Source organism: Streptomyces curacoi (genome assembly GCF_001513975.1).
Classification (GTDB): Bacteria; Actinomycetota; Actinomycetes; order Streptomycetales; family Streptomycetaceae; genus Streptomyces; species Streptomyces curacoi.
Genome location: NZ_KQ947992.1, coordinates 127,514 through 152,726, shown reverse-complemented (window position 1 = coordinate 152,726; position 25,213 = coordinate 127,514). Strand labels below are relative to the sequence as shown.

23 protein-coding genes are annotated in these 25,213 nt (G+C 69.6%); 10 read left to right on the top strand and 13 right to left on the bottom strand.

The features are described 5' to 3' along the window. Positions 1 to 93 precede the first annotated feature (93 nt). Positions 94 to 1,503: a family 2B encapsulin nanocompartment shell protein gene (locus tag AQI70_RS28865; RefSeq protein ID WP_062155165.1), complete on the bottom strand. Its 1,410-nt coding sequence runs from the start codon at positions 1,501 to 1,503 to the stop codon at positions 94 to 96. A gap of 305 nt (positions 1,504 to 1,808) precedes the next feature. On the opposite strand from AQI70_RS28865, the gene AQI70_RS28860 reads away from it, so the two are divergent. Together AQI70_RS28860 and AQI70_RS28855 are read left to right on the top strand one after the other, a co-directional pair. After that, positions 1,809 to 2,399, top strand: coding sequence for an N-acetylmuramoyl-L-alanine amidase (locus tag AQI70_RS28860; RefSeq protein ID WP_208607463.1), 591 nt, complete (start codon positions 1,809 to 1,811; stop codon positions 2,397 to 2,399). A gap of 31 nt (positions 2,400 to 2,430) precedes the next feature. Beyond that, on the top strand, positions 2,431 to 3,333 hold the full coding sequence (locus tag AQI70_RS28855) for a 1-aminocyclopropane-1-carboxylate deaminase/D-cysteine desulfhydrase (RefSeq protein ID WP_062155511.1): 903 nt from the start codon (positions 2,431 to 2,433) through the stop codon (positions 3,331 to 3,333). A gap of 19 nt (positions 3,334 to 3,352) precedes the next feature. On the opposite strand, the gene fxsT is transcribed toward AQI70_RS28855, so the two are convergent. Together fxsT and AQI70_RS28845 are read right to left on the bottom strand one after the other, a co-directional pair. Then, complete coding sequence (gene fxsT, locus AQI70_RS28850; protein WP_062155163.1) at positions 3,353 to 6,118, bottom strand: FxSxx-COOH system tetratricopeptide repeat protein; 2,766 nt, start codon at positions 6,116 to 6,118, stop codon at positions 3,353 to 3,355. A 99-nt stretch (positions 6,119 to 6,217) separates the two neighbouring features. Further along, on the bottom strand, positions 6,218 to 7,813 hold the full coding sequence (locus AQI70_RS28845) for a Na+/H+ antiporter (protein ID WP_062155161.1): 1,596 nt from the start codon (positions 7,811 to 7,813) through the stop codon (positions 6,218 to 6,220). Positions 7,814 to 8,201: 388 nt separating this feature from the next. On the opposite strand from AQI70_RS28845, the gene AQI70_RS28840 reads away from it, so the two are divergent. The 3 genes from AQI70_RS28840 to AQI70_RS28830 all read left to right on the top strand — a co-directional run bounded on the left by AQI70_RS28840 (position 8,202) and on the right by AQI70_RS28830 (position 10,321). Further along, a complete protein-coding gene (locus AQI70_RS28840; RefSeq protein ID WP_062155160.1) occupies positions 8,202 to 8,462 on the top strand; it encodes a UBP-type zinc finger domain-containing protein in 261 nt (86 codons plus the stop codon). Between the two features lie 270 nt (positions 8,463 to 8,732). Then, the gene (locus tag AQI70_RS28835) at positions 8,733 to 9,146 is read left to right on the top strand and encodes an ATP-binding protein (protein ID WP_004925829.1); all 414 of its coding nucleotides are present in this window, start codon (positions 8,733 to 8,735) and stop codon (positions 9,144 to 9,146) included. A gap of 17 nt (positions 9,147 to 9,163) precedes the next feature. After that, a complete protein-coding gene (locus tag AQI70_RS28830) occupies positions 9,164 to 10,321 on the top strand; it encodes an RNA polymerase sigma factor SigF (RefSeq protein WP_079051527.1) in 1,158 nt (385 codons plus the stop codon). A 75-nt stretch (positions 10,322 to 10,396) separates the two neighbouring features. Here AQI70_RS28830 and AQI70_RS28825 read toward each other — a convergent pair whose 3' ends face one another. Then, on the bottom strand, positions 10,397 to 10,846 hold the full coding sequence (locus AQI70_RS28825; protein WP_062155158.1) for a hypothetical protein: 450 nt from the start codon (positions 10,844 to 10,846) through the stop codon (positions 10,397 to 10,399). A 196-nt stretch (positions 10,847 to 11,042) separates the two neighbouring features. On the opposite strand from AQI70_RS28825, the gene AQI70_RS28820 reads away from it, so the two are divergent. Together AQI70_RS28820 and AQI70_RS28815 are read left to right on the top strand one after the other, a co-directional pair. Continuing rightward, entirely contained in the window at positions 11,043 to 12,011 is a 969-nt protein-coding gene (locus AQI70_RS28820) for a diacylglycerol/lipid kinase family protein (RefSeq protein ID WP_062155156.1), read from the top strand. A 323-nt stretch (positions 12,012 to 12,334) separates the two neighbouring features. After that, complete coding sequence (locus AQI70_RS28815; RefSeq protein ID WP_003992873.1) at positions 12,335 to 12,592, top strand: WhiB family transcriptional regulator; 258 nt, start codon at positions 12,335 to 12,337, stop codon at positions 12,590 to 12,592. Between the two features lie 204 nt (positions 12,593 to 12,796). Here AQI70_RS28815 and AQI70_RS28810 read toward each other — a convergent pair whose 3' ends face one another. Beyond that, positions 12,797 to 14,272, bottom strand: a complete 1,476-nt coding sequence (locus AQI70_RS28810) for a sensor histidine kinase (protein ID WP_086025950.1) — start codon at positions 14,270 to 14,272, stop codon at positions 12,797 to 12,799. A 437-nt stretch (positions 14,273 to 14,709) separates the two neighbouring features. Further along, on the bottom strand, positions 14,710 to 15,363 hold the full coding sequence (locus AQI70_RS28805) for a TetR/AcrR family transcriptional regulator (RefSeq protein ID WP_062155155.1): 654 nt from the start codon (positions 15,361 to 15,363) through the stop codon (positions 14,710 to 14,712). Positions 15,364 to 15,459: 96 nt separating this feature from the next. Between AQI70_RS28805 and AQI70_RS28800 the strand changes: the two genes are divergently transcribed. Then, complete coding sequence (locus AQI70_RS28800; protein WP_062155153.1) at positions 15,460 to 16,212, top strand: SDR family oxidoreductase; 753 nt, start codon at positions 15,460 to 15,462, stop codon at positions 16,210 to 16,212. Positions 16,213 to 16,387: 175 nt separating this feature from the next. Here the strand turns inward: AQI70_RS28800 and AQI70_RS28795 are convergent, their stop codons facing one another. Then, complete coding sequence (locus tag AQI70_RS28795) at positions 16,388 to 17,476, bottom strand: SIS domain-containing protein (RefSeq protein WP_062155151.1); 1,089 nt, start codon at positions 17,474 to 17,476, stop codon at positions 16,388 to 16,390. Positions 17,477 to 17,709: 233 nt separating this feature from the next. On the opposite strand from AQI70_RS28795, the gene nagB reads away from it, so the two are divergent. Then, a complete protein-coding gene (nagB, locus tag AQI70_RS28790) occupies positions 17,710 to 18,495 on the top strand; it encodes a glucosamine-6-phosphate deaminase (protein ID WP_062155149.1) in 786 nt (261 codons plus the stop codon). A gap of 56 nt (positions 18,496 to 18,551) precedes the next feature. Here nagB and AQI70_RS28785 read toward each other — a convergent pair whose 3' ends face one another. From AQI70_RS28785 to AQI70_RS28760, 6 genes are all read right to left on the bottom strand, one after another. Further along, positions 18,552 to 19,082 carry a hypothetical protein gene (locus AQI70_RS28785; RefSeq protein WP_062155147.1) on the bottom strand — a complete coding sequence of 177 codons (531 nt, stop codon included), beginning with the start codon at positions 19,080 to 19,082 and terminating at the stop codon, positions 18,552 to 18,554. Next, on the bottom strand, positions 19,079 to 19,327 hold the full coding sequence (locus AQI70_RS28780; RefSeq protein ID WP_062155145.1) for a helix-turn-helix transcriptional regulator: 249 nt from the start codon (positions 19,325 to 19,327) through the stop codon (positions 19,079 to 19,081). The genes AQI70_RS28785 and AQI70_RS28780 overlap by 4 nt, the downstream gene beginning before the upstream one ends. 82 nt (positions 19,328 to 19,409) lie before the next feature. Beyond that, on the bottom strand, positions 19,410 to 20,897 hold the full coding sequence (locus AQI70_RS28775; RefSeq protein ID WP_062155143.1) for a glycoside hydrolase family 3 protein: 1,488 nt from the start codon (positions 20,895 to 20,897) through the stop codon (positions 19,410 to 19,412). 9 nt (positions 20,898 to 20,906) lie between these two features. Continuing rightward, the gene (locus tag AQI70_RS28770; RefSeq protein WP_062155142.1) at positions 20,907 to 21,737 is read right to left on the bottom strand and encodes a carbohydrate ABC transporter permease; all 831 of its coding nucleotides are present in this window, start codon (positions 21,735 to 21,737) and stop codon (positions 20,907 to 20,909) included. Then, complete coding sequence (locus AQI70_RS28765; protein ID WP_062155141.1) at positions 21,734 to 22,726, bottom strand: carbohydrate ABC transporter permease; 993 nt, start codon at positions 22,724 to 22,726, stop codon at positions 21,734 to 21,736. Before AQI70_RS28765 ends, AQI70_RS28770 begins: the two co-directional genes overlap by 4 nt. Before the next feature lie 103 nt (positions 22,727 to 22,829). Beyond that, positions 22,830 to 24,107, bottom strand: coding sequence for an extracellular solute-binding protein (locus tag AQI70_RS28760; RefSeq protein WP_062155140.1), 1,278 nt, complete (start codon positions 24,105 to 24,107; stop codon positions 22,830 to 22,832). A gap of 305 nt (positions 24,108 to 24,412) precedes the next feature. On the opposite strand from AQI70_RS28760, the gene AQI70_RS28755 reads away from it, so the two are divergent. After that, positions 24,413 to 25,177, top strand: a complete 765-nt coding sequence (locus AQI70_RS28755) for a GntR family transcriptional regulator (protein ID WP_062155139.1) — start codon at positions 24,413 to 24,415, stop codon at positions 25,175 to 25,177. The last annotated feature ends 36 nt before the right edge of the window (positions 25,178 to 25,213 follow it).

The window sequence follows — 25,213 nt, the reverse complement described above, 5'->3', positions numbered from 1 at the left end:
CGGCGGGCGGTGGCCCTTCCGCGGTGGTCGGGCGCCTACGCCGAGGGTGTACCCAGCTGGGGAGCGCGGGACACGGCCTACCCGGGGGGAGGGTCACTGCCAGCGCCCGATCTCGACGTTCTCCAGCACGCCGAGGGCGTCCGGCACCAGTACCGCGGCCGAGTAGTACGCCGTCACCAGGTACTTGATGATGGCCTGTTCGTTGATGCCCATGAAGCGGCAGGACAGGCTCGGCTCGATCTCGTCCGGGATGCCCGCCTGGTGCAGCCCGATGACGCCCTGCTCCGCCTCGCCCGTACGCATGGCGATGATCGAGGTCGTCCGGGCCTCGGTGACCGGGATCTTGTTGCACGGGTAGATCGGCACGCCACGCCAGGTGGGGATGCGGTTGCCGGCGATCTCGATCGTCTCGGGGACGAGTCCGCGCTTGTTCAGCTCACGCCCGAACGCGGCGATCGCGCGCGGGTGGGCGAGGAACAGCTTGGTGCCGCGCCGCCGGGAGAGCAGCTCGTCCATGTCGTCGGGGCTGGGCACACCGTCGTGCGGCTGGATCCGCTGGTCGTACTCGCAGTTGTGGAGCAGCCCGAACTCCCGGTTGTTGATGAGTTCGTGCTCCTGCCGCTCCTTCAGGGCCTCCACGGTCAGCCGGAGCTGCTGCTCGGTCTGGTTCATCGGCTGGTTGTAGAGGTCGGCCACGCGCGTGTGGATGCGCAGCACGGTCTGGGCGACGCTCAGTTCGTACTCACGGGGCTTGGCCTCGTAGTCGACGAAGGTGTGCGGGATGTCGGGCTCGCCGGTGTGGCCGGCGGCGAGGTCGATGGCCTTCTCGCCGTACTTGTTGGTCTCGTGCGCGGGGGCCGAGCGCATCTGCTCCAGGTGCTCGCGCAGGCCGTCCGCGCGCTCCGCGATCTGCTCGACGTCCTGGCGGGGCAGGACGAGCACCGTGCAGGCGGTGTGCGCGCGGGCGGTGTACTCCCAGATGGCCTCCCCGTCGAGCAGCGCCGTGTCGCCGAAGTACGCGCCGTCGGCGAGCACGCCGAGGACCGCGTCGTCGCCGTAGGGGCCGGTGCCGACCTTCTCCACCCTGCCGTGCGCCAGCAGGTACACCTCGTCGGTCCGGCTGCCGAACGATGCGATCACGTCACCCGGGGCGTACTCCCGCTGCTGGCAGCGCTGGGCGAGCTCGGAGAGCACACCGGCGCCGTCGTCGAACGTCCGCAGCGCCGGCAGCTCGCGCAACTCCGGGGGGACGACCTCGACACGGTCGCCGGTCTTCAAGAAGGTGATGCGGCCGTCCCCCATGGCGTAGGTCAGACGCCGGTTCACCCGGTACGTGCCGCCCTGCACATTCACCCATGGCAGGGTGCGCAGCAGCCAGCGGGAGCTGATCTCCTGCATCTGGGGTGCGGACTTGGTCGTGGTGGCCAGGTTCCGCGCGGCCGCGGTGCCGAGACTCTGCTGCGGCTTGCCCTGCTCCGTGCGGACCTCTTCGCCTACCGACATAAGGAACTGCCCTCCCGGTCATGCACCGGCGCCGCTCTGGCGCCGCACATCGCGATCTGCACGACCGAGCCTTCCATCACGAAGTGTGCTGGTGCCATTACCCGAAAGAGCGGGAATGGATCACCGCTCACTGGGCAAACAGGAGTCCCTCGTCCACTCGGCCACCTCCTCGTCCACGCCGCGGCGACTGTCCGAAACGACTCGCACGCCGTACGAGGGGGGAGTCCCGTCTGTCCGTTTTCGGTAAAGCACCGGTACGAGGCGGTCGCGCACGGCGGCCGGCGCACGGCACGAAGGAGGCGGCCATGGCCACACCCATGTCCGCGAGCACGTTCCTGGAGAGACTCCGGGCGGAGGGCGCGACGGTCGTCGAGGTCGGCGACTGGGAGCACCACAACCGCAACCACGTCGGCCCGTGGGGCCCCGTCCACGGCGTGATGATCCACCACACGGTGACCGAGGGCAGCGAGCACACGGTGGAGCTCTGCCGCAACGGATACGCGGGGCTGCCGGGCCCGCTGTGCCACGGCGTCATCACCAAGGACGGCAGGGTCCACCTCGTCGGCTACGGCCGCGCCAACCATGCCGGCCTCGGCGACGACGACGTACTGCGCGCGGTCATCGCGGAGAAGGCCCTGCCGCCCGACAACGAGGCCAACACCGACGGCAACCGCCACTTCTACGGCTTCGAGTGCGAGAACCTAGGTGATGGCCAGGATCCGTGGCCGGAGCCCCAGCTGGAGGCGATCGAACGGGTCTCGGCGGCGGTCTGCCGCCATCACGGGTGGACCGAGAGGTCGGTGATCGGACATCTGGAGTGGCAGCCGGGGAAGGTCGACCCGCGGGGGTTCACGATGACCTGGATGCGGGAGCGGATCCGGGAACGGCTGAAGTAGCGCGGTGACGCGCCGAGGCGACAATGGCCAGGTGACCAGCGCCCACCTCGCCGACCTCCGCCCCAGGATCCCCTCCCCGCTGCAGGAGCTGGCGGACGACCGTTTCACTCGTCACGGCGTCCGCCTGGTCCTCAAGCGCGACGATCTGATCCACCCGGAGCTGATCGGCAACAAGTGGCGCAAACTCGCGCCGAATCTCGCCGCCGCGTCCGGTCGTACGGTGGTGACGTTCGGCGGTGCGTACTCCAACCACCTGCGCGCCACCGCCGCCGCGGGCCGCCTCCTCGGCCTGCCCACGGTCGGCGTCGTACGCGGCCAGGAACTGGCCGGACGGCCCCTGAATCCGTCACTGGCGCGGTGCGTGGCCGACGGCATGCGCCTGCACTTCGTCGACAGGTCGACGTACCGCCGCAAGGCCGAGCCGGACACCCTGGCGGCCGTCCTGCGCGCGGCGGACGCGCAGGGGGCGTACGTCGTCCCCGAAGGCGGCAGCAACGCCCTTGCCGTACGGGGGTGCCAGGCGCTCGGCGAGGAGCTGCGCGGGCAGGCCGATGTGGTCGCGGTCGCCTGCGGCACGGGCGGCACCCTGGCGGGGCTGGCCGCCGGGCTGGAGCCCGGTCAGCGGGCGCTGGGCGTGCCTGTCCTCAAGGGCGGTTTCCTGGCCGATGACATACGGGCCCTCCAGGAGGAGGCGTTCGGTGGGCCGCGTGGGGAGTGGCGGCTCGACGAGCGGTTCCATTTCGGGGGGTACGCGCGGACGACGCCCGAACTCGATGCCTTCGCGGAGGACTTCGAGGGGCGGCATGGGGTGCGGGTGGAGCGGCTTTATGTGGCCAAGTTGCTGTATGGGCTTGTCTCGTTGGTGGAGGTGGGGGCGTTCGGGGCGGGGACCAGGGTTGCGGCGGTGATCACCGGGGCTCCCTTCACGGGGTGAGGGCGGAAGGTGCGGGCGACTAACGGCGTTTACGGCCGAACATGCGCTTGGGCTTCTTCTTCTTGGCCTGGAGCTTGTGCGCTTTGCTCTTGAGTCCCATCGCCGTGTAGATCGAAGCCAGCGAGTCAGTGGTGTTCCGAGTGTCGGGGTGGTTCTCGCCGAGCGTGCGGAGCTGACGGGCGCGTGTGTCCTCCAGGAGCTTCGCCGCTTCGTGGTAGGCACGCCGTGCGTGCAGGATGACCGCGAGACCGTGCGCAGATCTGAGCGTGCTGATGTGATCACTGCCGAGGACGAGGCGATACCGCGTCAGAGTCTCGTTCTGCAGGCGATGAGCCTCCTCGTACCTGTCCAGCGCGAACAGGGACCTGGCCAGTTCGTGAGCCGAGATCAGGGTGGAGCGGTGATCAGCACCGAGGACACGGAGGCGACGGTCCCTGATGTCCTCGTGCCTGCGACAGGCCTCCTCGTATTCACCCAGCGCGAGCAGATCGTTGGCGTAACTGGATGCCACCTCGAGGGCGACGGGGTGATCGTCACCCAGCACGTCTCTGCAGCGGGCCAGAGTCTGTTCGTTGCGGCGACGAGCCTCTGCCGTTTCGCCCAGATCGGCCATGATCTCGGCGAGATGGTTGGCGGATCTCAACGCATCAGGATGGTCGTCTCCGAGAACGCGCCGACGACGAGCCACGGCGTCTTCACAAACCTCGCGGGCTCGGGCGTACTGCCCCAGATCGCGCAGAGCGACAGCCAAGTTGTCGGCGGACTGCAAGGTGTCGGGGTGGTCGTCCCCCAGTACGTGGCGCCGACGAGCGAGGGTGTCCTCGTACGTGTGCAGGGCTCGCGTGACCTCGCCGAAGGCGCTCAGACTCACCCCTAGATCGTTGGCGGACTGCAGCGTGTCCGGGTGATCGTCCCCAAGGGTCCGGCGACGACGCGAGAACGCCTCCTCGACGATGGGCCAGGCGCCGCGGAGATCACCCAGATCCGAGGTCGCGTGGCCGAGGTACTGCATACAGGTGAGGACGTCCGAATCGTCGGGGCCCGACTGGGAGGTCCATGCCGTACGCAACTCGGCGGCGAGGTCGGCAGCGGATCGCGGCCTGCCGCTGCGGATCAGGAAGTGGACCGCGTCCAGAAGCATCGGCCGCAGCTCGGCACGGTCCGTGACGTCGATGTGCGGTGCCGTGAGATGCGCGGTGAGGCTGGCCCACGTGGGCCAGTTGGCCGGCGACTGCGGGTCGCCCGGCGAGGCGGCGGCCAGGACCGCCACGGCGTCGTCGTGGATCGCCCTGGTCTGCGCCGGGTCGACATGGTCCCTGATCACGGCCTGCGTCAGGCGATGTACCTGCACAGCGCCACCGTCGATGCGGGCAAGTCCGTAGCGGCGCAGCGGTTCCAATGCGTCCCGCGTCCACATCACGTCGTCCGGATCGATCGGAATCGTGGACAGATGGCGGCGCGCGTTCTCCAGCCATTCCGTGGGGATCCGCTCGGGCCCCAGGAACGCGGCCAGCCGGAGCACGGCCAACGAGTCGGCGTTGGTGGCACCGACTCGTTCGGCGGCGATGCCGACCGCCGCGGCCAGTGGCGCCGAATAGTCCGGAACTTCGCCTTCCTGCAGGATCCGGCTTGTGCTGTCGGTCAGCAGCCGCCGATAGCGGTCGACGTCGATGCCGTTCTCGATCACGCCTACGGCCTGGGCGAGCGCCAGGGGGAGGTCGCCGAGTTCCTGCGCCAGCGTGTCAGCCTGCTCTTCGGTGATGCCCGTGCCCCTGGTCTGCAGGTAGAGCAGGGAATCGGCCCGCGTGAACACATCGAGGGCCGCCGGTTGGGCGAGGCTGCGCCAGTTGGGATTGCGTGAGGTGATGAGGACGTGCCCGGGGCCCTCCGGCAGCCAGGGTTCGATCTGGTCCGGCTCCTCGGCGTTGTCGAAGATGATCAGCCAGCGTGGGCGGGTGCGGAGATGCTGCAGGAGCAGACGGGCGTTGTGCTCGGCACTGGCCTCGGCCACGGCGACCTCGACCTTGTCGGCCAGTTCCGTGTAGTGGACCGGAATCTGATCGGCCTGCTCCGCGTCGATCCACCACACCAGGTCGTACTGACTGGCGAACCGATGCGCGTACTCCAGCGCGAGCTGCGTCTTGCCGATCCCGCCCATCCCATGCAGCGCGTACACGGCGGAGTGCCGCCCGCTGAGCAGACCGTCCCGGAGCTGGACGATCTCGGCCTCCCGGCCGGAGAAGTCGCGATTCCCCCGGCGTACGTTCCACACGTCGGGCCGGTCGGTCGTGCCCGGCAGCCGGGGCTGGGGGCCCTCCGGGACCACGGCCTCGACCGCGACGCCGGCGCCCGGAAACGCCGGCGCGGCGGTCGGACGTCCCCCGCCTCCCACCGCATCCCGGAGCGCGGCGATGGCAGCCGTCTCGTCCAGTCCGTGCAGCTTCTTGCGCACCTTCGAGGCGAGCATCGGATCCACGTCGTGGTTGCTCAGCGGCTCGACCGCGAGCGGAATGATCCGGTCGCGGCGGGCGACCACCGCGGACCGCTCCTCCTGGGTCCAGCGCCCGTCCTCGAAGTACGACTTGGAGAACAGCGCCACCACGGCGTCGGCCTTCTCCAGCCCCTCGTCCATGCGCCGGACGAAGTCGTCCCCGGTCCGCCAGTCCCAGACGTCGAGCTCGACGAGGTGGCCGTCCCGCTCCAGATGCCACCCCACCCACTCCGCCCACAGCCGGTCGGCCCCCGCGTAACTGATGAAGAACCGCTGTCCGGTGCCGGTCGTCATCGAGCCCCCCGAGTCACCCTGTACTGAACGCGTCCCGCCTATGATCCCCCGTCAGACCCGCGGAGGAGTACGGAAGCCCCGCAGAGGAATACGGAAACCTCACCCCGCCTCCCGGTAGGCCGCCGCCTCCTCCAGGTCCAGCCTGCGCAGCAGGGTCCGCAGCATCTCGTCGTCGATATAGCGACCGTCGCGCAGCTTCACGAACACCGCGCGTTCGGCGCCGATCACCTCACGCGACAGCCGCCGGTAGGTGTCGTCGACGGACTCGCCGGTGACGGGGTTGGCCTGGCCGAGCCGTTCCCAGACGGCGTTGCGGCGCCGTTCCACGACGGCTCGCAGGCGGTCGGCCAGCGGCTCGGGGAGGGCGTTGCGTTCGTCGGAGAGGAGCTCTTCCAGGCGTTGCTCGGCGGCCCGGGAGGCCTGCGCCTGGGCGTTCGCCTCCGCGAGGGTCTCGGCCTGCGGGTCCCGGCCGGGGAGTCTCAGCAGCCGGATCAGCGTCGGCAGTGTCACGCCCTGGATGACCAGGGTGCCGATGACCGTGGTGAAGGTCAGGAACAGGATGAGGTTGCGCTCGGGGAACGGCTCGCCGCCGTGCACGGTGAGCGGGATCGAGAAGGCGATGGCCAGCGAGACCACGCCCCGCATCCCGGCCCAGGAGATGATGAACGGCCCCTTCCAGGTGGGGTTGTCCTCGCGCTCCCGGATCCGGGCCGACAGCATGCGGGGCAGGAAGGTCGCCGGATACACCCACACGAACCGCGAAACGACGACCACGACGAAGACGGCGACCGCGTACCAGGCGGCGCGAGGGCCCTCGTACTCCCCCAGTCCCTTCAGGACCACCGGCAGTTGCAGTCCGATCAGCGCGAACACCGCCGACTCCAGCACGAAGGCGACCATCTTCCACACCGCCTCCTCCTGGAGTCGCGTGGCGAAGTCGACCTCCCACGCGCGGTGTCCGAGGTACAGCGCGACGACCACGACCGCGAGCACTCCGGAGGCGTGCACCTGCTCGGCCGCCGCGTACGCGACGAACGGGATCAGCAGCGAGAGGGTGTTCTGCAGCAGCGCCTCCTTCACATGGGTGCGCAGCCAGTGGATCGGCACCATCAGCACCAGACCCATGCCGATGCCGCCGACCGCCGCGAGCAGGAACTCGCCGATGCCGCCGGCCCAGGTGGCGCCCTCTCCGACGGCGGCCGCGAGGGCGACCCGGTAGGCGGTGATCGCGGTGGCGTCGTTCACCAGGGACTCGCCCTGGAGGATCGTGGTGATCCGGGACGGCAGCCCCACCCGGCGCGCGACCGCCGTCGCGGCGACCGCGTCCGGCGGCGCGACCACCGCGCCCAGCACCAGCGCCGCGGTCAGCGGCAGGTCCGGCACGACGAGATACGCGACCCAGCCGACGACGAAGGTCGCGAAGAGGACGTAGCCCACCGACAGCAGCGCCACCGGCCGCAGTTGGGCCCGCAGATCGAGATACGAGCTGTCCGTCGCCGCACTGTGCAGCAGTGGGGGCAGCACCAGCGGCAGGACGATGTGCGGGTCGAGGGTGTAGTCGGGCACGCCGGGCAGATACGCAACGACGAGCCCGGCGGCCACGAGCAACAGCGGCGCCGGGACAGGCGTCCGCCGAGCGGCCGCGGCCACGGCGGCGCTCCCCGCCACCAGCAACAGCAGCGGCATCACATCCATACGTCTCGCCCACCCTCGCCCATCGACGCCCTCGTACTCCTACCGACCGCCGGTGACACCGGACCACCGGTCACCATGCGCCCGCTCCTGCCGCCACCCGTGCCGGTGATCCCCGCTTCGTGCCCCCGGCGATCCCCGTCGACCCCCGTCCGCACTCGCCGACGGCCCCCGGCGCACACTCACCCTCCGCCATTCGCCCATGCCCGCCCCTCCGCCGTTCGCCCGCGTCCGCCCCTCACCGTTCGCCCGCGTCCGCTCATCCCGGCCCGACCCCGTTCCTGGTCTTCGCCCACCTTCGATCACCGGCGTCGCCCGCACGTGATCACCGTCCTCGCCCGGCCCTGATTTTCCGCGCCGCCCTGCGCGTGGCCGTCGTAACCTGGCAATCATGAAACAGTGCACGCACGCCGACGCGCTGCCGCACCCGGAACCCGGTCCGCTCAGTGAGACGTGTCCGGAGTGTCTGGCGGACGGCTCGCACCCGGTGCAGCTGCGGCTATGCCTCACCTGCGGTCACGTCGGCTGCTGCGACTCCTCGCCGGGGCGGCACGCCACACAGCACCACAAGGAGTCCGGTCACCCGATCATGCGGACCTTCGAGCCCGGCGAGCGCTGGCGCTGGTGCTTCGTGGACCACGTACTCGTGTGACGGGGACGTACGCTGGACCACTGGGGAATCGGACGGTTCGACCGTCTGACGTCTGGGTACGTCAAACCGGCGCGCGCTCTTCCCAATTGGGCCCGCAAACCCCCTAGCCACGGAGCGTATCCGTGTGTTTACTATGAGTGACAGCAAGGGGTTGGGGTCCTGGGGACAGGAATGTTGAGAGCGCGATAGCGTCACCGCTGAACCACACATCGCGTTACCCCGGGGGGCGACCCTCGGCCCCGAGAAGCTTGTACCACCATGGAGGTGAGGGTGTCCCAGATCGCAGGCGAGCCCGCGACCCAGGACTTCGTGGAAGTCCGGCTGCCGGCTGCGGGTGCCTACCTGTCGGTGCTGCGTACGGCGACTGCCGGCCTCGCGGCCCGTTTGGACTTCACCCTCGACGAGATCGAGGACCTGCGCATCGCGGTGGACGAGGCCTGCGCGATCCTGCTCCAGCAGGCCGTGCCCGGTTCGGTGCTCAGCTGTGTCTTCCGACTCGTCGACGACTCGCTCGAGGTCACCGTCTCGGCCCCGACCACGGACGGCCACGCTCCCTCCAGGGACACCTTCGCCTGGACCGTCCTGTCGGCCCTCGCGGGCAAGGTCTCCTCCGCCGTGGACGAGGACAAAACCGTTTCGATCAGCCTCTACAAACAGCGCGGCGCGGGACCCGGGCCGGCGTGAGGAACGGGGACGGGCCGGTGCGGGACGAAGAGCGCGGCACAGTGGAGCTGCCGGACGGCACTCCCCCCTGCTCCGACGGAGCCGAGAGCCTGGGGGCGGGCCCGAGCGGTTCGCGACGCATGGCGGACGGCATCGACGGCATCCCCGAGCAGGCCCGGCCGCATCCGGAGGACGACTCCGCGGAGGCCGGCTTCCTGGACGACGGACGGGATGACGACGGTGCCGTGCAGAGCACGCCTCCTGGCGGGCGGATCGGAGTCTCCCCTGTCCATGGGGGTTCCCCCGGTCGAGGGAAGCCGAGAGTGGGGGCGGAGGCGAGGGCTCGGGAGAGGGCGACGGGCGGGACGATGAGCGAGCACGAGCGATACGCCGAGGACGAGGCGATGGGGGCGCACAGCGCGCAGGCCACGCGGCACGACCCTCAGGACCGCAGCGGAGCGCGCGCCATGTTCGTCAAGCTGCGCGAGCTGCAGGACGGCAGCCCCGAGTACGCGGAGCTGCGCAACCAGCTGGTCCGTATGCATCTGCCGCTCGTGGAGCACCTCGCGCGCCGCTTCCGCAACCGCGGCGAGCCGCTCGACGACCTCACCCAGGTCGCCACCATCGGCCTGATCAAGTCGGTCGACCGCTTCGACCCGGACCGCGGCGTCGAGTTCTCGACGTACGCGACCCCGACGGTCGTCGGCGAGATCAAGCGGCACTTCCGTGACAAGGGCTGGGCGGTGCGGGTGCCCCGGCGCCTCCAGGAGCTGCGCCTCGCGCTCACGACGGCCACGGCGGAGCTGTCCCAGCAGCACGGCCGCTCCCCCACGGTCCACGAACTCGCCGAGAAGCTGTCGATCTCGGAGGAGGAGGTCCTGGAGGGCCTGGAGTCCGCCAACGCGTACTCCACGCTGTCCCTGGACGTCCCCGACACGGACGACGAGTCGCCGGCGGTCGCGGACACCCTGGGCGCGGAGGACGAGGCGCTGGAGGGCGTCGAGTACCGGGAGTCGCTGAAGCCGCTGCTGGAGGATCTGCCTCCGCGTGAGAAGCGGATCCTGCTGCTGCGCTTCTTCGGCAACATGACCCAGTCGCAGATCGCGCAGGAGGTCGGGATCTCCCAGATGCACGTGTCCCGACTGCTGGCGCGCACGCTGGCACAGCTGCGGGAGAAGCTGCTGGTGGAGGAGTGACTGTCAGGCCCGGGTGTCATTGTCAGGCCCGGGTGTCATTGTCAGGCTTGAGAGTGACGCCTTCTTGAGAACGGATCACTGCTTCCGATCGGGAGCATTGCCGGGCCCCCGGATCCCGAGGGCCCGGGTGGTCTCCGGGTTGACCAGAAGCACGAGCGTGGCGACGGCGACCACCGCGATCGCGATCCCCGCCGGGATCGCCATGCTGTCGGCCTGCAGCAGGCTGTAGGCCACCGGCAGGGCCATGATCTGCGTGATGACGGACGGCCCTCGGCTCCAGCTGCGCTGAGCGAACAGCCCGCGCGCGGCGAGCAGGGGCAGCAGAGCGAGCGCGACGAGCGTCACCCCCAGGGTGACGGCCTGCTGCCGGTCGTCCGGGTCACCGGTGAGGCCCAGGACGAACACCCAGATGCCCCCCACGGCGAGCGCCAGCCCTTCCAACGCGGTGAGTGCCGCCGCGTACGTCAGCCGCCGCGGGCGCGGACCGGCGGTTTCCGGGGTGGTGGGGGTCTGCTCCTTGGTCACCCCTGAAGGGTAGCCCTCCGCGATATCGGCCTAGGCGGGCCGGGCGCCCTTGCACCGACCTCGCAAGGAGGCCGCATGGGACGGCACCCCGCGGCCGGGCGACGCAGTCCCCCCGTGTTGAGACTCACGCCCGATCTCTTACTCGATCCCTACCTCGACCTGTGCCCGGTACCCCCCAGTAGGTACGCTGCCAGTCATGCGTGCACTTCTCGTGGTCAATCCGGCGGCAACCACCACAAGCGCACGTACGCGCGACGTTCTGATCCACGCGCTCGCCAGCGAGATGAAGCTGGAGCCGGTCACCACCGAGTACCGCGGCCACGCCCGCGACCTGGGCCGCCAGGCGGCGGAGAGCGACGACGTCGACCTGGTGGTCGCCCTCGGCGGCGACGGCACGGTCAACGAGGTGGTCAACGGCCTGCTGCACGCCGGCCCCGACCCGGAGCACCTTCCCGGCCTCGCGGTGGTCCCCGGCGGCTCCACCAACGTCTTCGCCCGCGCCCTCGGCCTGCCCAACGACGCCGTCGAAGCGACAGGCGCCCTGCTGGACGCCCTGCGCGAGGGCAGCGAACGCACCGTCGGCCTCGGGCTGAGCTCAGGCACGCCCGGCACCGATGACGAGGCCGTGCCCTCGCGCTGGTTCACCTTCAACGCGGGCCTCGGCTTCGACGCCGGCGTGGTCGGCAGGGTCGAGCAGCAGCGCGAGCGGGGCAGAAAGTCGACGCACGCCCTCTATGTCCGCCAGGCACTGCGCCAGTTCTTCGGCGAGGCGCACCGGCGCCAGGGGACGATCACGCTGGAGCGGCCGGACGCGGAGCCGGTGACCGGTCTGGTGCTGTCCATAGTCTCGAACACCTCTCCGTGGACCTTCCTGGGCAATCACCCGATGTACGCGTCGCCTAAAGCCTCGTTCGATAAAGGCCTCGACGTACTCGGTCTCAGCCGTATGACGACAGCCGCGGTTGCCCGGTATGGCACCCAGTTGCTCACTTCGTCCCCCGAGCGCGGACCGCATGGAAAGCACGCCACCTCACTGCACGACCTGGACCAGTTCACCTTGCATTCGAAGGTCCCGTTGCCCCTCCAGATGGACGGCGACCACCTCGGGCTGCGTACGAGCGTGACGTTCACAGGCGTACGCCATGCACTGCGTGTGATTGTGTGAGCGGAACGGGCTAAAGTCCTTTCACTCGAACGTTTAGGCCAGGATCCACCCCATGGAAGTACGGCTGTGACCTAGTCGACACCGAGGAATCAAAAAAAACTTTCCGGAAGGGGTTGTATCCGTCGCTGAGGTTTGCGAGTCTCTACGTGGCGATCGGGACGGCCCGCAACACCGGCCTCCACTGATCACCGGAACCCCTCTTCAACTCACAGGACCCACGTCCAGGGAAACCTGGCGGTAGGCCCTTCACTTGTTGAGGGATTCGTGAAAGCGTTCACATTCACAAGCAACCCTGCACGTAATACCAAGGAGAGGTAGCAGCCATGGACTGGCGTCACAACGCCGTTTGCCGCGAGGAAGACCCCGAGCTCTTCTTCCCCATCGGCAACACCGGTCCTGCGCTGCTGCAGATCGAGGAAGCCAAGGCCGTCTGCCGTCGCTGCCCGGTTATCGAGCAGTGCCTGCAGTGGGCGCTCGAGTCCGGTCAGGACTCCGGCGTCTGGGGTGGTCTCAGCGAGGACGAGCGCCGCGCCATGAAGCGCCGCGCCGCCCGCAACCGGGCCCGTCAGGCCTCCGCCTGACACACCCACCCCGCCTGAGCTTGGCGGCGCGTACAGCGAGTACGCATCTCCCGCCCCCGAGCCGCAGCGCGCAGTACCCCCGGTGCGCCTAGCAATAGAGCAGCAACGAGCGACTAGCCCTGGATCTACGGATCCGGGGCTCTTTGCTGTTCAGGGGTGGGCGAGGTGGGCCGGCCCGTCCTCGGACTCCCGCCTCCTGCTTTTCTACTTGGGCGCCCGCACCGGGATGTCCAGGATCACCCGGGTCCCCCGCTCCGGCGCCGGGACCATGTCGAAGGTGCCGCCCAACTCGCCTTCCACCAGGGTCCTTACGATCTGCAGACCGAGGTTGCCCGCGGTGTGCGGGTCGAAGCCCTCGGGGAGGCCGACGCCGTCGTCCTGGACGGTGACCAGGAGGCGGGCCTGTTTCGTCGTACCGCCGCGGACCGCCGAGACCTCGACGGTGCCGGCGTCGCCCTCGCGGAAGCCGTGTTCCAGGGCGTTCTGGAGGATCTCGGTCAGAACCATCGACAGCGGGGTGGCGACCTCGGCGTCCAGGGTGCCGAAGCGGCCGGTCCGGCGGCCGGTGACCTTGCCGGGCGAGATCTCGGCGACCATCGCCAGCACCCGGTCGGCGATCTCGTCGAACTCCACGCGCTCGTCCAGGTTCTGGGAGAGCGTCTCGTGCACGATCGCGATCGAGCCGACTCGTCGTACCGCCTCTTCGAGGGCCTCACGGCCGCGGTCGGACTCGATGCGCCGGGCCTGGAGGCGCAGCAGGGCCGCCACCGTCTGGAGGTTGTTCTTGACCCGGTGGTGGATCTCCCGGATCGTGGCGTCCTTGGTGATCAACTCGCGCTCGCGGCGGCGCAGTTCGGTGACGTCCCTGAGCAGGACCAGTGAACCGATGCGGGTGCCCTTGGGTTTGAGCGGGATGGCCCGGAACTGGATGACCCCGTCGTGTGCCTCGATCTCGAACTCGCGCGGCGCCCAGCCGCTGGCGACCTTGGCGAGCGCCTCGTCCACCGGCCCCTGGGTCGGGGCGAGTTCGGCGGTGGTCTTGCCGAGGTGATGGCCCACGAGGTCGGCGGCGAGGCCGAGGCGGTGGTAGGCGGAGAGCGCGTTCGGGGAGGCGTACTGGACGATGCCGTCGGCGTCGAGGCGGATCAGGCCGTCGCCGACGCGTGGCGAGGCGTCCATGTCGACCTGCTGGTTCGCGAACGGGAACGCGCCGGCCGCGATCATCTGCGCGAGGTCCGAGGCGCTTTGGAGGTACGTCAGCTCCAGGCGGCTCGGGGTGCGCACGGTGAGGAGGTTGGTGTTGCGCGCGATGACGCCGAGGACGCGTCCCTCCCGTCGTACGGGAATCGACTCGACGCGGACCGGCACCTCCTCGCGCCACTCGGGGTCGCCCTCCCGCACGATCCGGCCCTCGTCCAGTGCCGCGTCCAGCATGGGGCGGCGGCCGCGCGGGACGAGGTGGCCGACCATGTCGTCCTGGTAGGAAGTGGGGCCGGTGTTGGGGCGCATCTGCGCCACCGACACATAGCGGGTGCCGTCGCGGGTGGGGACCCACAGGACGAGGTCGGCGAAGGAGAGGTCGGAGAGCAGCTGCCACTCCGAGACCAGCAGGTGGAGCCACTCGAGGTCGGAGTCGTCGAGGGCCGTGTGCTGGCGTACGAGTTCGTTCATGGAGGGCACGTGGCCGAGCGTACCTGGCGGTACGGACATCATTCGAAACCAGCCACCGCGGGGGCGATCCGGCCCCCGAGAACACCCGCGGGCCGCGGCGCCTGAGAGGGACCCTCAACCCTCCCGGCACCGCAGCCCGGAGCAATATCGGCCGTGGGGTGTGCGGTCCCGGTCGGCCGAGGTTGAGGAGCCGGGGCAGTCAGGGCAGAGAGCTCCGGTTCCTCGGTCCGCCTTCCTGTGCGGGGAAGACGGAAGTCGGTTCGTTCTCGTGCTACACACTCCCTCGCATTGTGGACTAGACCACTCGGGTGTGTCCATGCGTTGGAGCCTGTTTGTTGTTGGCGCTTCTTCGCGGGGTCCGATCCGGTCGGAGAACCAGTCGGAGAACCAGTAGGAGAACCAGTAGGACGCCCTGGCATCCACCACGCAGCCTAACCCGTGTGGGTTCATGTGCGGGGCCAGATGGACATGGCAATTTCCGCGAGCACCTCCAGTTCCTCCCGGCTCGCCCCGTCGCGCGCCTGTTGTGACATGCCCTGAATCATCGCGCCGGCGTGCCGGGCGAGTGCGCCGGCGTCGACGTCCGCGGGCAGGGCCCCGGCCACGATGTCCGCTTCGATACGGCTCCGGATGGCTGCGATGTTGGCGTTGCGCCGCCCTCGCAGCGACTCCTCGACCTCGGGCGTCGAGCAGTTGGTCGCCGCGTGGACGACGAGACAGCCGTACGGATGGGCCGGATCGGTGTACTCCGCGGCGGCCTCGCGCAGCATGCGCGCCACGGCGGCGCGGGCGGTGGGCTCTTCGGCGAGGGCGCGATCGGCGAAGGAGCCGTACCGCACGCCGTACTCGCGCACGACCTCCTCGAAGAGCGACTGCTTGTCACCGAAGGCGGCGTACAGGCTCGGGGCGCCGATGTCCATGACGCGCGTGAGATCGGAGACGGAGGTCGCCTCGTAGCCGTGCTCCCAGAAGGCCAGGATCGCCTTCTCCAGGGCGGTCTCACGGTCGAAGGAGCGGGGGCGGCCGCGAGGCTTGGACGCCGGGCGGGCCTTGGCCCTGGCGCCCCCGCCCTTCTCCTCGCTCTCCTTGTTGGTCACCATGGGGTGCATTTTATAGCGGGCGCTAGACAAACGTCGGCGGCGTGATCTACGGTGATTTTTGTAGCGACCGCTAGTGAATTACGGAGGGAGCGCGGCATGGGTGCGCTTGCGGGCAGGACGGCTCTGGTCACGGGGGCGAGCAGGGGGATCGGGCGAGGGATCGCCGAGCGACTGGGACGCGACGGCGCGCGGGTCGGCGTGCACTACGGCAGGAACGAGGCGGCTGCGAAGGAGACCGTCGCCGCGATCGAGGCGGCGGGCGGATCGGCGTTCACGATCGGCGTCGAGCTGGGGGTGCCCGGAGACGCGGAGGCCCTGTGGGAGGAGTTCGACCGGCACGCGGACGGGCTGGACATCCTGGTGAACAACGCCGGCATCGGCAACACGCGACCGATCGAGGAGATCGGCGAGCGGGAGTACGACGCCGTCTTCGCGGTGAATGTGAAGGCGCCGTTCTTCATCGTCAAGCACGGCATGGCGCGGCTGCGTGAGGGCGGCCGGATCATCAACATCTCGTCGGGGCTCGCCCGGACCGCCGTGATGCCGAACAACATGGCGTACGCCATGACGAAGGGGGCGCTCGACGTCTTCTCCCGGGACCTGTCCAAGGTGCTGGGCGCTCGGGGCATCAGGGTGAACTCGGTGGCGCCGGGTCTGATCGACACCGACAACACCGCCGAGTTCCTGCACGGCACCGCGGACGGCTGGGCGCAGGCCGAGGCGATATCGGCGCTGGGGCAGGTGGGGACACCGGCCGAGGTGGCGGACGTGGTGGCGTTCCTGGCCTCGGACGAGGGCCGGTGGGTCACGGGGAGTTGGGTGGATGCGACGGGGGGTTCGATCACCTGAGGGGGCGGAGCCGCCGCCGTCAGCCATCCATGCAAGGGGCGCCTGCCGCCGTCGGCCATCCACGCAAGGGAGCCTGCCGCCGTCAGCCATCCACGCAAGGGAGCCTGCCGCCGTCAGCCATCCACGCAAGGGAGCCTGCCGCCGTCAGCCACCCCAGCAGCCGTTCCCGCCGCCGTCAGCGCGTCTCCGTCACCTTCGCCAGAGCGCGCGGGGCATCCGGGTCCTGACCCCGGGCGATGGTGACCTCGTGGGCCAGGAGTTGCAGCGGGAGGATCTCCAGGATCGGCTGGACCTCCTCGGCCACGTTCTCGGTGGGCAGGACGAAGCCGGCCGACGCCTGCTCGACCTGGTGCCGGGGTCCGATGACGACCAGGTCGGCGCCGCGGCCACGAAGTCGGTCGAGGACGGGCTGGAGGGCCTCGCCGCCCTTGCCGTCGGTGACGACCGCGATGACCGGCGAGACGTTGTCGACCATGGCGAGCGGGCCGTGCAAGAGGTCGGCGCCCGAGTAGGCGAGCGCGGGGATGTAGCTGGTCTCCATCAGCTTGAGGGCCGCTTCCCTGGCCGTGGGATAGCCGTAGCCGCGGGAGGTGATCACCATGCGTTCGGCGAAGCGGTAGCGGGCCGCGAGGGTGCGGACCTCGTCCTGGCGGGCGAGCAGTTGCCCGGCGAGGTCCGGGAGCACCTTGGCGGGGGTGCCGTCGCCGCCACGCAGTCCTTCGACGAAGAGGTAGAGGGTGAGAAGGGAGGCCGTATAGGTCTTGGTCGCGGGCAGGGCCCGCTCAGGTCCGGCCATGATGTCGAGGTGGTACTCGGAGACGCCGGCCAGCGGTGAGTCGGGGTTGTTGGTCACGGCGAGCGTGATCGCGCCGGCCGCGCGGGCGGCCCGGGTGGAGGCGACGAGGTCCGGGGAGCCGCCGGACTGGCTGACGGTGATGACGAGGACATCGGTGAGGTCGGGGCGGGCGCCGTAGGCGGTGATGGTCGACATGGAGGTCAGGCCGCAGGGCAGACCGAGACGGATCTCCAGGAGGTACTTGGCGTAGAGCGCGGCGTTGTCGGACGTGCCGCGGGCGGTGAGGAGGACGAAGCGGGGCGCGCGGGCGGCGATCTCCTGGGCGACCTCGCGGATGGCGGGGGCGCCCGCGGAGAGGAGCCGGCGCAGCACGGAGGGCTGTTCGGCCATCTCGCGGGCCATGATCCGGCCGGGGAGGTCGCTGTGGGGGGCGTGGGGATCGGGAGGGTACGGGGTCGTGGCGCTCATGCGGGGCCCTTCCTGCTCTCGCGCTCATCATGCGGGGCGGCGCACCGGTCGCTTCGGACGGACAGTCTCCATTCCACTCCCCCACGGGGAATGACGCCTGCCCGACGGGCTGCCGAAATCCCCGAGGGACTTGCCGTCACCTGGGCCGCGGAGCCCCGCTCTGTTAGATTGGTCTAAACCACATGCCCCTTCAGGGTGCCCTTCGAGTCCCTCTTCAGATCGGCAGGCCCAGCGTGGAAGTTGTCATCGTTCCGGACGCCAAGGCGGGTGGCGAGCTGATAGCCGAGGCCATGGCGCAACTGCTCCGACGCAAGCCCGACGCGCTGCTCGGCGTGGCCACCGGGTCGACGCCGCTGCCCATCTACGCGGCGCTCGCCTCCAAGGTGCACTCCGGGGCCGTCGACGCCTCGCGGGCGCGGATCGCGCAGCTCGACGAGTATGTGGGGCTGCCCGCCGAACACCCGGAGTCGTACCGGTCGGTGCTGCGGCGCGAGGTGCTGGAGCCGCTCGGGATCGGGATGGACGCGTTCATGGGGCCCGACGGCACGGCCGAGGACGTGCAGGGGGCGTGCGAGGCGTATGACGCGGCGCTGGCCGAGGCGGGGGGCGTCGATCTGCAGTTGCTCGGGATCGGGACGGACGGGCACATCGGGTTCAACGAGCCGTGTTCGTCGCTGGCCTCTCGGACGCGGATCAAGACGCTGACGGAGCAGACCCGCCTCGACAACGCCCGGTTCTTCGACGGGGACATCGAGCAGGTCCCGCACCACGTCATCACGCAGGGGATCGGGACGATCCTGGAGGCGCGGCACCTGGTGCTGCTCGCCACGGGTGAGGGCAAGGCGGACGCGGTCGCCGCGACCGTCGAGGGGCCGGTCGCGGCCGTCTGCCCGGCCTCGGCGCTGCAACTGCACCCGCATGCCACGGTGGTCGTCGACGAGGCCGCCGCGTCCAAGCTGAAGCTGGCCGACTATTTCCGGCACACCTATGCCAACAAGCCGGAGTGGCAGGGGATCTAGGTCACGGTCCTGTCGTGCTGGGCCGGTGGTAGCGAGCCGGTTGAGTTCAGCCGGTTCTAGAGGGTGGCCGCCTCGTCCTCGGACGGCTCGTCCTGCGCGGAGAGGCCGGCTACCCACGACGGCATGACGAAGTGGGCCACCAGGGTGCCGACGAGGGCGGAGACCGCGTAGGTCCGCAGGGCGTCACCGTCGGCGTCCCCCACCACGAAGAGACCGACCACGGCCAAGAGCAGCAGACAGGTCGTGATGCGGTGGGCGCGGGCGAGCACCCGGTCGCGCTCGGCCAACTGCCGCTCGTCCAAGGCGGGCGCCCGCAGTTCCAGCAGTCCGCGCGTGGCGCTGTTGATCACCCCTTGCGCCACCATCCAGGGCAGCAGCAGCACCGCCACGACGACGGCGGACCATATCGCCTCCGCCCGCGAGAGGAAGAAGTGCGCGAACAGCCCCACGATGGCCGCGGTGAGCGCGGCGTGTGCGGCGACCGCCAGCCGCCGGCGCGCGGGCGTGGCGTACAGCGACCTCCCTCGGGGGTCGTTCATCAACCGCAGCATGCTCCGGTCGTAGCTCGTCATCCGCGTCGTCGTCATGGCTGTTTCCTCCCGTAGACCTCATCCGTGAGCGGCCGGAACGGTTCGAGGGAGAACAGGGCCTCGACCGGCAGTCCGAAGAACTTCGCGATCTTCAGTGCCAGGTCGAGGCTCGGGTTGTACTGCCCCCGTTCGATATAGCCGATGGTCTGGTAGTGGGCTCCCACTGCCTCGGCCAGGCTCTGGCGCGACACCTTGCGTTCGGCGCGCACCACCGCCAATCTGTTGTGCACCTGCTCGCTCATGTATAAGGAGTACTACATTCGGAGAGGGTGCTGCAACCATCGTGAGGAGCGTCAGGCTGCGCGTCGTGCGGCTCGGCGGCCTTCAGGGCCCGGCGATGACCTCCGCCGCCGCACGCCCGCACACGCGTGCCGCGCCGTGGGTGGCGATGTGCAGGGCACCGCGGGGCGGCGCCTGGGGGACGCCCATCTCGACCACGATCGTGTCCGGGCGGGACCGCAGCAGGGCGTCGAGTGCCGTCGCCATCCAGGGGTGGCGGTGTTCGTCGCGGACCACGGCCACGATCCGCCGCTCCCCGGCCGCTTCCAGGGCTTCCCGCCCGGCCCGCTCCCCCGCGAAGCTGCCCGTCTCCGTCCCCGGCAGCAGTCGGGCCAGCTCCGCCGCCACGCCCCACGGTGTCTCGTCGCCGACGGCGATGTTCGCGACCGGGGTGAAGGCGGCGACGTACGGCGCTTCGGTGAGCGGGGTGAAGTGGCCCGCGCCGCCGGTCGTCACGGTGAGCGCGCGGCGGGCGGCGACGAGACCGATGTCCGGCCGGGGCTCGCCCTCTCCCCTGGCGGCGGTCGCCGTCCAGCGGGCCAGTTCGCGCACCCGTTCCGCCGCCTCCGCCAGGCGTTCCTCGGGGAGTTCGCCCGAGCGGACCGCGGCGATCAGGGCGTCCCGCAGGCGGCGTACCGTCTCGTCGTCCGCCAGGCCGCCGCCGACGCAGATCGCGTCCGCACCGGCGGCGATGGCGAGGACGCTGCCGCGTTCGATGCCGTAGGTGCCCGCGATGGCCTGCATCTCCATGCCGTCGGTGACGATCAGGCCGCGGTAGCCGAGCTCGCCGCGCAGGAGGTCGGTCAGGACGGGGCGGGACAGGGTCGCCGGGCGGTCCGGGTCGAGGGCCGGGATCAGGATGTGCGCGCTCATCACCGCCCTCGTGCCGGCGGAGATCGCGGCGCGGAACGGGGAGAGTTCGCGGTCCGACAGCACGTCCAGGGCCGCGTCGATGCGTGGGAGGGCGTGGTGGGAGTCGACAGCCGTGTCGCCGTGGCCCGGGAAGTGCTTGGTGCAGGCCGCCACGCCCGCCGACTGCAGGCCGCTGACATAGGCCGCGGTGTGGCGGGCGACCAGGGTGGTGTCGGCGCCGAAGGAGCGTACGCCGATCACCGGGTTGGAGGGGTTGGAGTTGACGTCCGCCGACGGGGCCCAGTTGAGGTTCACCCCGCAGGCGGCCAGGCGGTGGCCCAGTTCGCAGGCCACCTGCCTCGTCAGCTCGATGTCGTCCACCGCGCCCAGGGCGTGGTTGCCGGGGAAGCTGGAGCCGGTCCGCACCTCCAGCCTCGTCACATCGCCCCCCTCCTCGTCGATCGCGACCAGCACGTCGTCCCGTTCGACGCGCAACTGGGCGGTCAGGGCGGCGAGTTGCTCGGGTGAGGCGATGTTGCGGCCGAACAGGCCGACGGAGGCGAGGCCCTCGCCGAGGCGGCGCAGCAGCCAGTCGGGGGCGGTGGTGCCGGTGAAGCCGGGCTGCAGGACCGTCAGCGCGTCGCGCGTGAGGGTGTCTGTACCGCTGGCGATTGTCGTCATCGGGTGGCGTTATCCCTTCACGGCGCCGGCCGTCAGGCCGCTGACAGCCCTGCGCTGCAGGAAGACGAAGAGGATCAGGATCGGGATGGCGAAGAGGGAGGACGCCGCCATCGTCGCGCCCCAGTCGTTGCCGAAGGCGGTCTGGAAGCTGGACAGCCACAGTGGCAGGGTCTGGGCCTCGGTCTCCTTGTTGAGCACCAGGACCAGGGGGAATTCATTCCATGCGGTGATAAAGCCGAACAGCGAGGTGGACATCAGGCCCGGTGCCAGCAGCGGCAGGATGACCTTGCGGAAGGCCTGGGCGCGGGTGCAGCCGTCGACCATCGCGGCCTCCTCCAGATCCCGGGGCACCGAGGCGACGAAGCCGCGCAGGGTCAGGATGGTGAAGGGCAGGATCATCATCATGTAGAAGACCGTCAGCGGCACGAGGCTGTTCAGCATCGAGGCGTCCCGCACGATCATGTACATCGCGATGATCATGACCTCCCAGGGTGCCATCTGGGCCAGCATGAAGCCGATGACGAACCCGCGCCGCCCCTTGAACCGCATCCGGGCGAGGGCGAAGGAGCCGGCCAGCGCGATGACCAGGGCGAGGACGACCGCGCACAGCGTGACGATCAGCGAGTTGGTGACGTAGGTCCAGAAGTGGTCGACGCCGGTCGCGCGCTCGAAGTGCTCGAAGGTGACGTCGGTCGGGAACCAGACCGGGTCCTCGGAGATGATGTCGCCGGTCGGTTTGAAGGCCGTGGCGAACATCCAGTACACGGGGAAGACGAAGCCGATGAACAAGGCGACGGCCGTGACGTTGGGCCACAGACGGCCGAAGAGCGAGCGCTTCACAGCCCGGCCTCCTCTTCCTCTCGCTTGAGCACGATCCTGAGGTAGTAGGCGGTCAGGCCGAGCAGGATCAGGATGGTCAGGACGGCGATCGCGGCGCCCATGCCGTAGTGCTGGTTGCCGACGCCCTCGATGTAGGCGTAGACGGGCAGGATCTCGGTGAGCCGGTCGGGGCCGCCGCCGTTGATGGCGAAGACCTGCACGAACGCCTTGAAGACCCAGATGATCTCCAGGAAGGTCGTGGCGTAGAGGAAGGGGCGCAGGAAGGGGAGCGTGACCGTGGTGAAGCTCTTCCACCCGCCCGCGCCGTCCAGTGCCGCGGCCTCGTAGAGCTCGCCCGGGATGGTGGTCGTGGCCGCGTACAGGTTGATGGCGACGAACGGGATCGACTGCCAGACGATCAGGACCGTGACCACGAAGAACGTCGACAGCTGGCTGCTGGTCCAGCTGTAGTCGGCCATGGAGTGCCAGCCGAGCTTGTCCAGGACCCAGTTGACGACGCCGAAGCGCTGTGCGAACAGCCACTGGTAGACGGTGGTCGCGGCGACCACGGGCATCGCCCAGGCCAGCACGAGCCCGAGCATCAGGGTGACCCGCATCCGCTTGCCGAGGCGGGCGAGCAGCAGGCCGACCAGGGCGCCCAGGATCATGGTCAGGACGACGTTGACCGCCGTGAACAGGATGGAGCGCAGGGTGACGCGCCAGAAGTCCTCGCCGGTGAGGACCTCCTTGTAGTTGTCGATGCCGTTCCACTCGGTGACGTGCTGGATCAGCTGCGCCATGTTGAGGTTCTGGAACGACAGCAGGACGTCCTTCAGCAGCGGCCAGCCGAGCAGCAGCACGGTGGCCGCGCAGGCCGGCAGCAGCAGGAGGTACGGGGTGAGCGCGCCGAGGCGCGACGCGGCCCGGGGTCCCGCTCCGGCGGGCCCGCTCTCGTCCCTTTTGACTACGTCCACCGGGCCGGAGGGCGGCCGTTCGGTCTGCACGGTCATGCTCGCGATCTCTCTTCTCGACCTGCGTACGTGGACCCGCGTACGGTCGCCGGGGCGGGGGGCGGCATGCGCATCCCCCGCCCCGGCGCGAACACCGGCGCCGTTACTGCTGCTGCGCCAGGCGCTTGTTGAACTCGCCCTCGACCTGCTCGGCGGCCTCGGCCGGGGACTTGCCGTTCAGGACGGCGGTCATGTACGTCTTGATCGGGTTGGGCGCGTTCTCGACGGCCGCCCACTCCGGGATCAGCGGCGTGGTGCCACCGCCCGCGGCGGCCGGCGCGGCGGCCTCGGCGACGGCGTTGCCCTTGAGGTTGGTCTGCAGCGACTCCTTGTTCGGGATGACGCCGTTGAGCTTGGCCAGCCGGCCCTCGTACTTGTCGGACAGGGCGATCCGCAGGAACTCCTTGGCCAGCTCCTGCTTCTTGCTGCCCGCGGCGACGGCGAGGTTGGAGCCGCCGAGGAAGACACCCTCGGGCTTGTCGGCCGTGGCCCCCGGGATGGTGAAGTAGCCGGTCTCCTTCTCGATCTTCGGGTTGGCCTTGATGGCGATGCCGGCCTCCCAGCCCATGCCGATGAAGGCACCGACGTTGCCCTTGCCGAAGACTTCGCCCTGCTGGGGGGTGGCCTCGTCCTTGTCCTTGGGGGCCTTGGAGAGCGCCTGGAACTTCTTGTACGTCTCCATGGCGGCGGCGATCTTCGGGTCGGCGAGGTTGGAGACGTACTTGTCGCCGTCCTTCTTCACCAGCTCGGCGCCCTCACCGATGGTCAGGCCGACGAAGTGGTACCAGTTCTGCCCCGGCAGGTAGAGGGGCTCGGCGTCGGTCTTCTCGCCGATCTGCTTGAGGTCGGCGTAGAACTCGTCGCGGGTCCTGGGCGTGTCCTTGATGCCGGCCTCGGCCCAGATCTTCTTGTTGTAGAGGACGACGCGGTTGGCGAAGTACCACGGGGCGGCGTACTGCTTGCCGTCGTAGATGGAGGACGCGTTGAGGGACTCGGTCCAGTCGGCGCCGATCTCGCTCTTGAGGTCGGCGAGGTCGGCGAGGCCGCCGGTCTTGGCGTAGGCCGGGGTCTGGGTGTTGCCGATCTCGAAGACGTCCGGCGGGTTGTCCTCCGACAGGGCGGTGGTCAGCTTCTGCTGGATGCCGTTCCACTGCTGGATCTCGAACTTGACCTTCGCCTTGGTCTTCTTCTCGAAGGCCGCGGCGACGTCCTTCTGCCACTGGTCGGGCGAGGAGCCGTCCATCACCCACACGGTGAGCGTCTGGCCCGCGTAGCCGTCCGCCCCGGCCTTGCCCCCGCTGTCGCCGTTGTCTCCCCCGCACGCCGCCAGGGAGATCATCATGCCCGCGACACCGATCGCGGATATCAGCTTGCGCTTCACGCCACCCTCCTCAGGGATGCCCACACCTCCCGCCCATGGGCGGACCTGGACCAATGGTGTAGACCAGTACCGGGAGCTTGGACCAGACCAGGAAGCGTGTCAAGGGTGGCCGAATGGCCTCTGACCAGCCGTTACGGGACCTACATATGCAGGAACCTTTAAGTAAGAAGCCAGCGAAAACAGCGCCGCCGGAGTACTCTCGTCCGCTAGACCACTTGCCCTTGTGGACTAGACCAAAAGAGGTGGGCGACGGTATACAGAGGGGATCACGAGGTGATCCGCATCCGGAGCCGGGAAGGCAGGCCATGAGCACCGACGTCAGCAGTGCGGAGAACGAGAACGGCGTCACCGTCCGTACCGCCCGCGTTCCCAAGTACTACCGCCTGAAGAAGCACCTCCTCGACATGACGGAGACCCAGGCGCCGGGCACACCCGTCCCGCCGGAGCGCACTCTCGCCGCCGAGTTCGACACCTCCCGCACGACCGTGCGCCAGGCCCTCCAGGAGCTTGTCGTCGAGGGGCGCCTGGAGCGGATCCAGGGCAAGGGCACGTTCGTCGCCAAGCCGAAGGTCTCGCAGGCCCTCCAGCTCACCTCGTACACCGAGGACATGCGCGCGCAGGGCCTGGAACCGACCTCCCAGCTGCTGGACATCGGCTACATCACCGCCGACGACCGCCTCGCCGAGCTGCTCGACATCACGGCGGGCGGACGGGTGCTGCGCATCGAGCGGCTGCGCATGGCGAACGGCGAGCCGATGGCCATCGAGACCACGCACCTGTCGGCCAAGCGCTTCCCGGCCCTGCGCCGGTCCCTCGCCAAGTACACGTCCCTCTACACCGCCCTCGCCGAGGTGTACGACGTCCATCTCGCCGAGGCCGAGGAGACCATCGAGACCTCCCTGGCCACCCCGCGCGAGGCCGGCCTGCTCGGCACCGACGTGGGCCTGCCGATGCTGATGCTGTCCCGGCACTCGCTGGACCGGGAGGGGCAGCCGGTGGAGTGGGTGCGCTCCGTTTACCGAGGGGATCGCTACAAGTTCGTGGCGAGGCTGAAGCGGCCGCAAGATTAGGCCACTTGCGGTGGTGCACGCGGTGTAGCGCATCCC

Coding starts and splice junctions, on each gene's coding strand:
- AQI70_RS28815 (WP_003992873.1), top strand. CDS start 12,335: ATGGACTGGCGTCACAACGCCGTTTGCCGCGAGGAAGACCCCGAGCTC.
- AQI70_RS28820 (WP_062155156.1), top strand. CDS start 11,043: ATGCGTGCACTTCTCGTGGTCAATCCGGCGGCAACCACCACAAGCGCA.
- AQI70_RS28780 (WP_062155145.1), bottom strand. CDS start 19,327: ATGAGCGAGCAGGTGCACAACAGATTGGCGGTGGTGCGCGCCGAACGC.
- AQI70_RS28805 (WP_062155155.1), bottom strand. CDS start 15,363: ATGGTGACCAACAAGGAGAGCGAGGAGAAGGGCGGGGGCGCCAGGGCC.
- AQI70_RS28785 (WP_062155147.1), bottom strand. CDS start 19,082: ATGACGACGACGCGGATGACGAGCTACGACCGGAGCATGCTGCGGTTG.
- fxsT (WP_062155163.1), bottom strand. CDS start 6,118: ATGACGACCGGCACCGGACAGCGGTTCTTCATCAGTTACGCGGGGGCC.
- AQI70_RS28860 (WP_208607463.1), top strand. CDS start 1,809: ATGGCCACACCCATGTCCGCGAGCACGTTCCTGGAGAGACTCCGGGCG.
- AQI70_RS28795 (WP_062155151.1), bottom strand. CDS start 17,476: ATGAGCGCCACGACCCCGTACCCTCCCGATCCCCACGCCCCCCACAGC.
- AQI70_RS28800 (WP_062155153.1), top strand. CDS start 15,460: ATGGGTGCGCTTGCGGGCAGGACGGCTCTGGTCACGGGGGCGAGCAGG.
- AQI70_RS28755 (WP_062155139.1), top strand. CDS start 24,413: ATGAGCACCGACGTCAGCAGTGCGGAGAACGAGAACGGCGTCACCGTC.
- AQI70_RS28775 (WP_062155143.1), bottom strand. CDS start 20,897: ATGACGACAATCGCCAGCGGTACAGACACCCTCACGCGCGACGCGCTG.
- AQI70_RS28865 (WP_062155165.1), bottom strand. CDS start 1,503: ATGTCGGTAGGCGAAGAGGTCCGCACGGAGCAGGGCAAGCCGCAGCAG.
- AQI70_RS28845 (WP_062155161.1), bottom strand. CDS start 7,813: ATGGATGTGATGCCGCTGCTGTTGCTGGTGGCGGGGAGCGCCGCCGTG.
- AQI70_RS28765 (WP_062155141.1), bottom strand. CDS start 22,726: ATGACCGTGCAGACCGAACGGCCGCCCTCCGGCCCGGTGGACGTAGTC.
- AQI70_RS28840 (WP_062155160.1), top strand. CDS start 8,202: ATGAAACAGTGCACGCACGCCGACGCGCTGCCGCACCCGGAACCCGGT.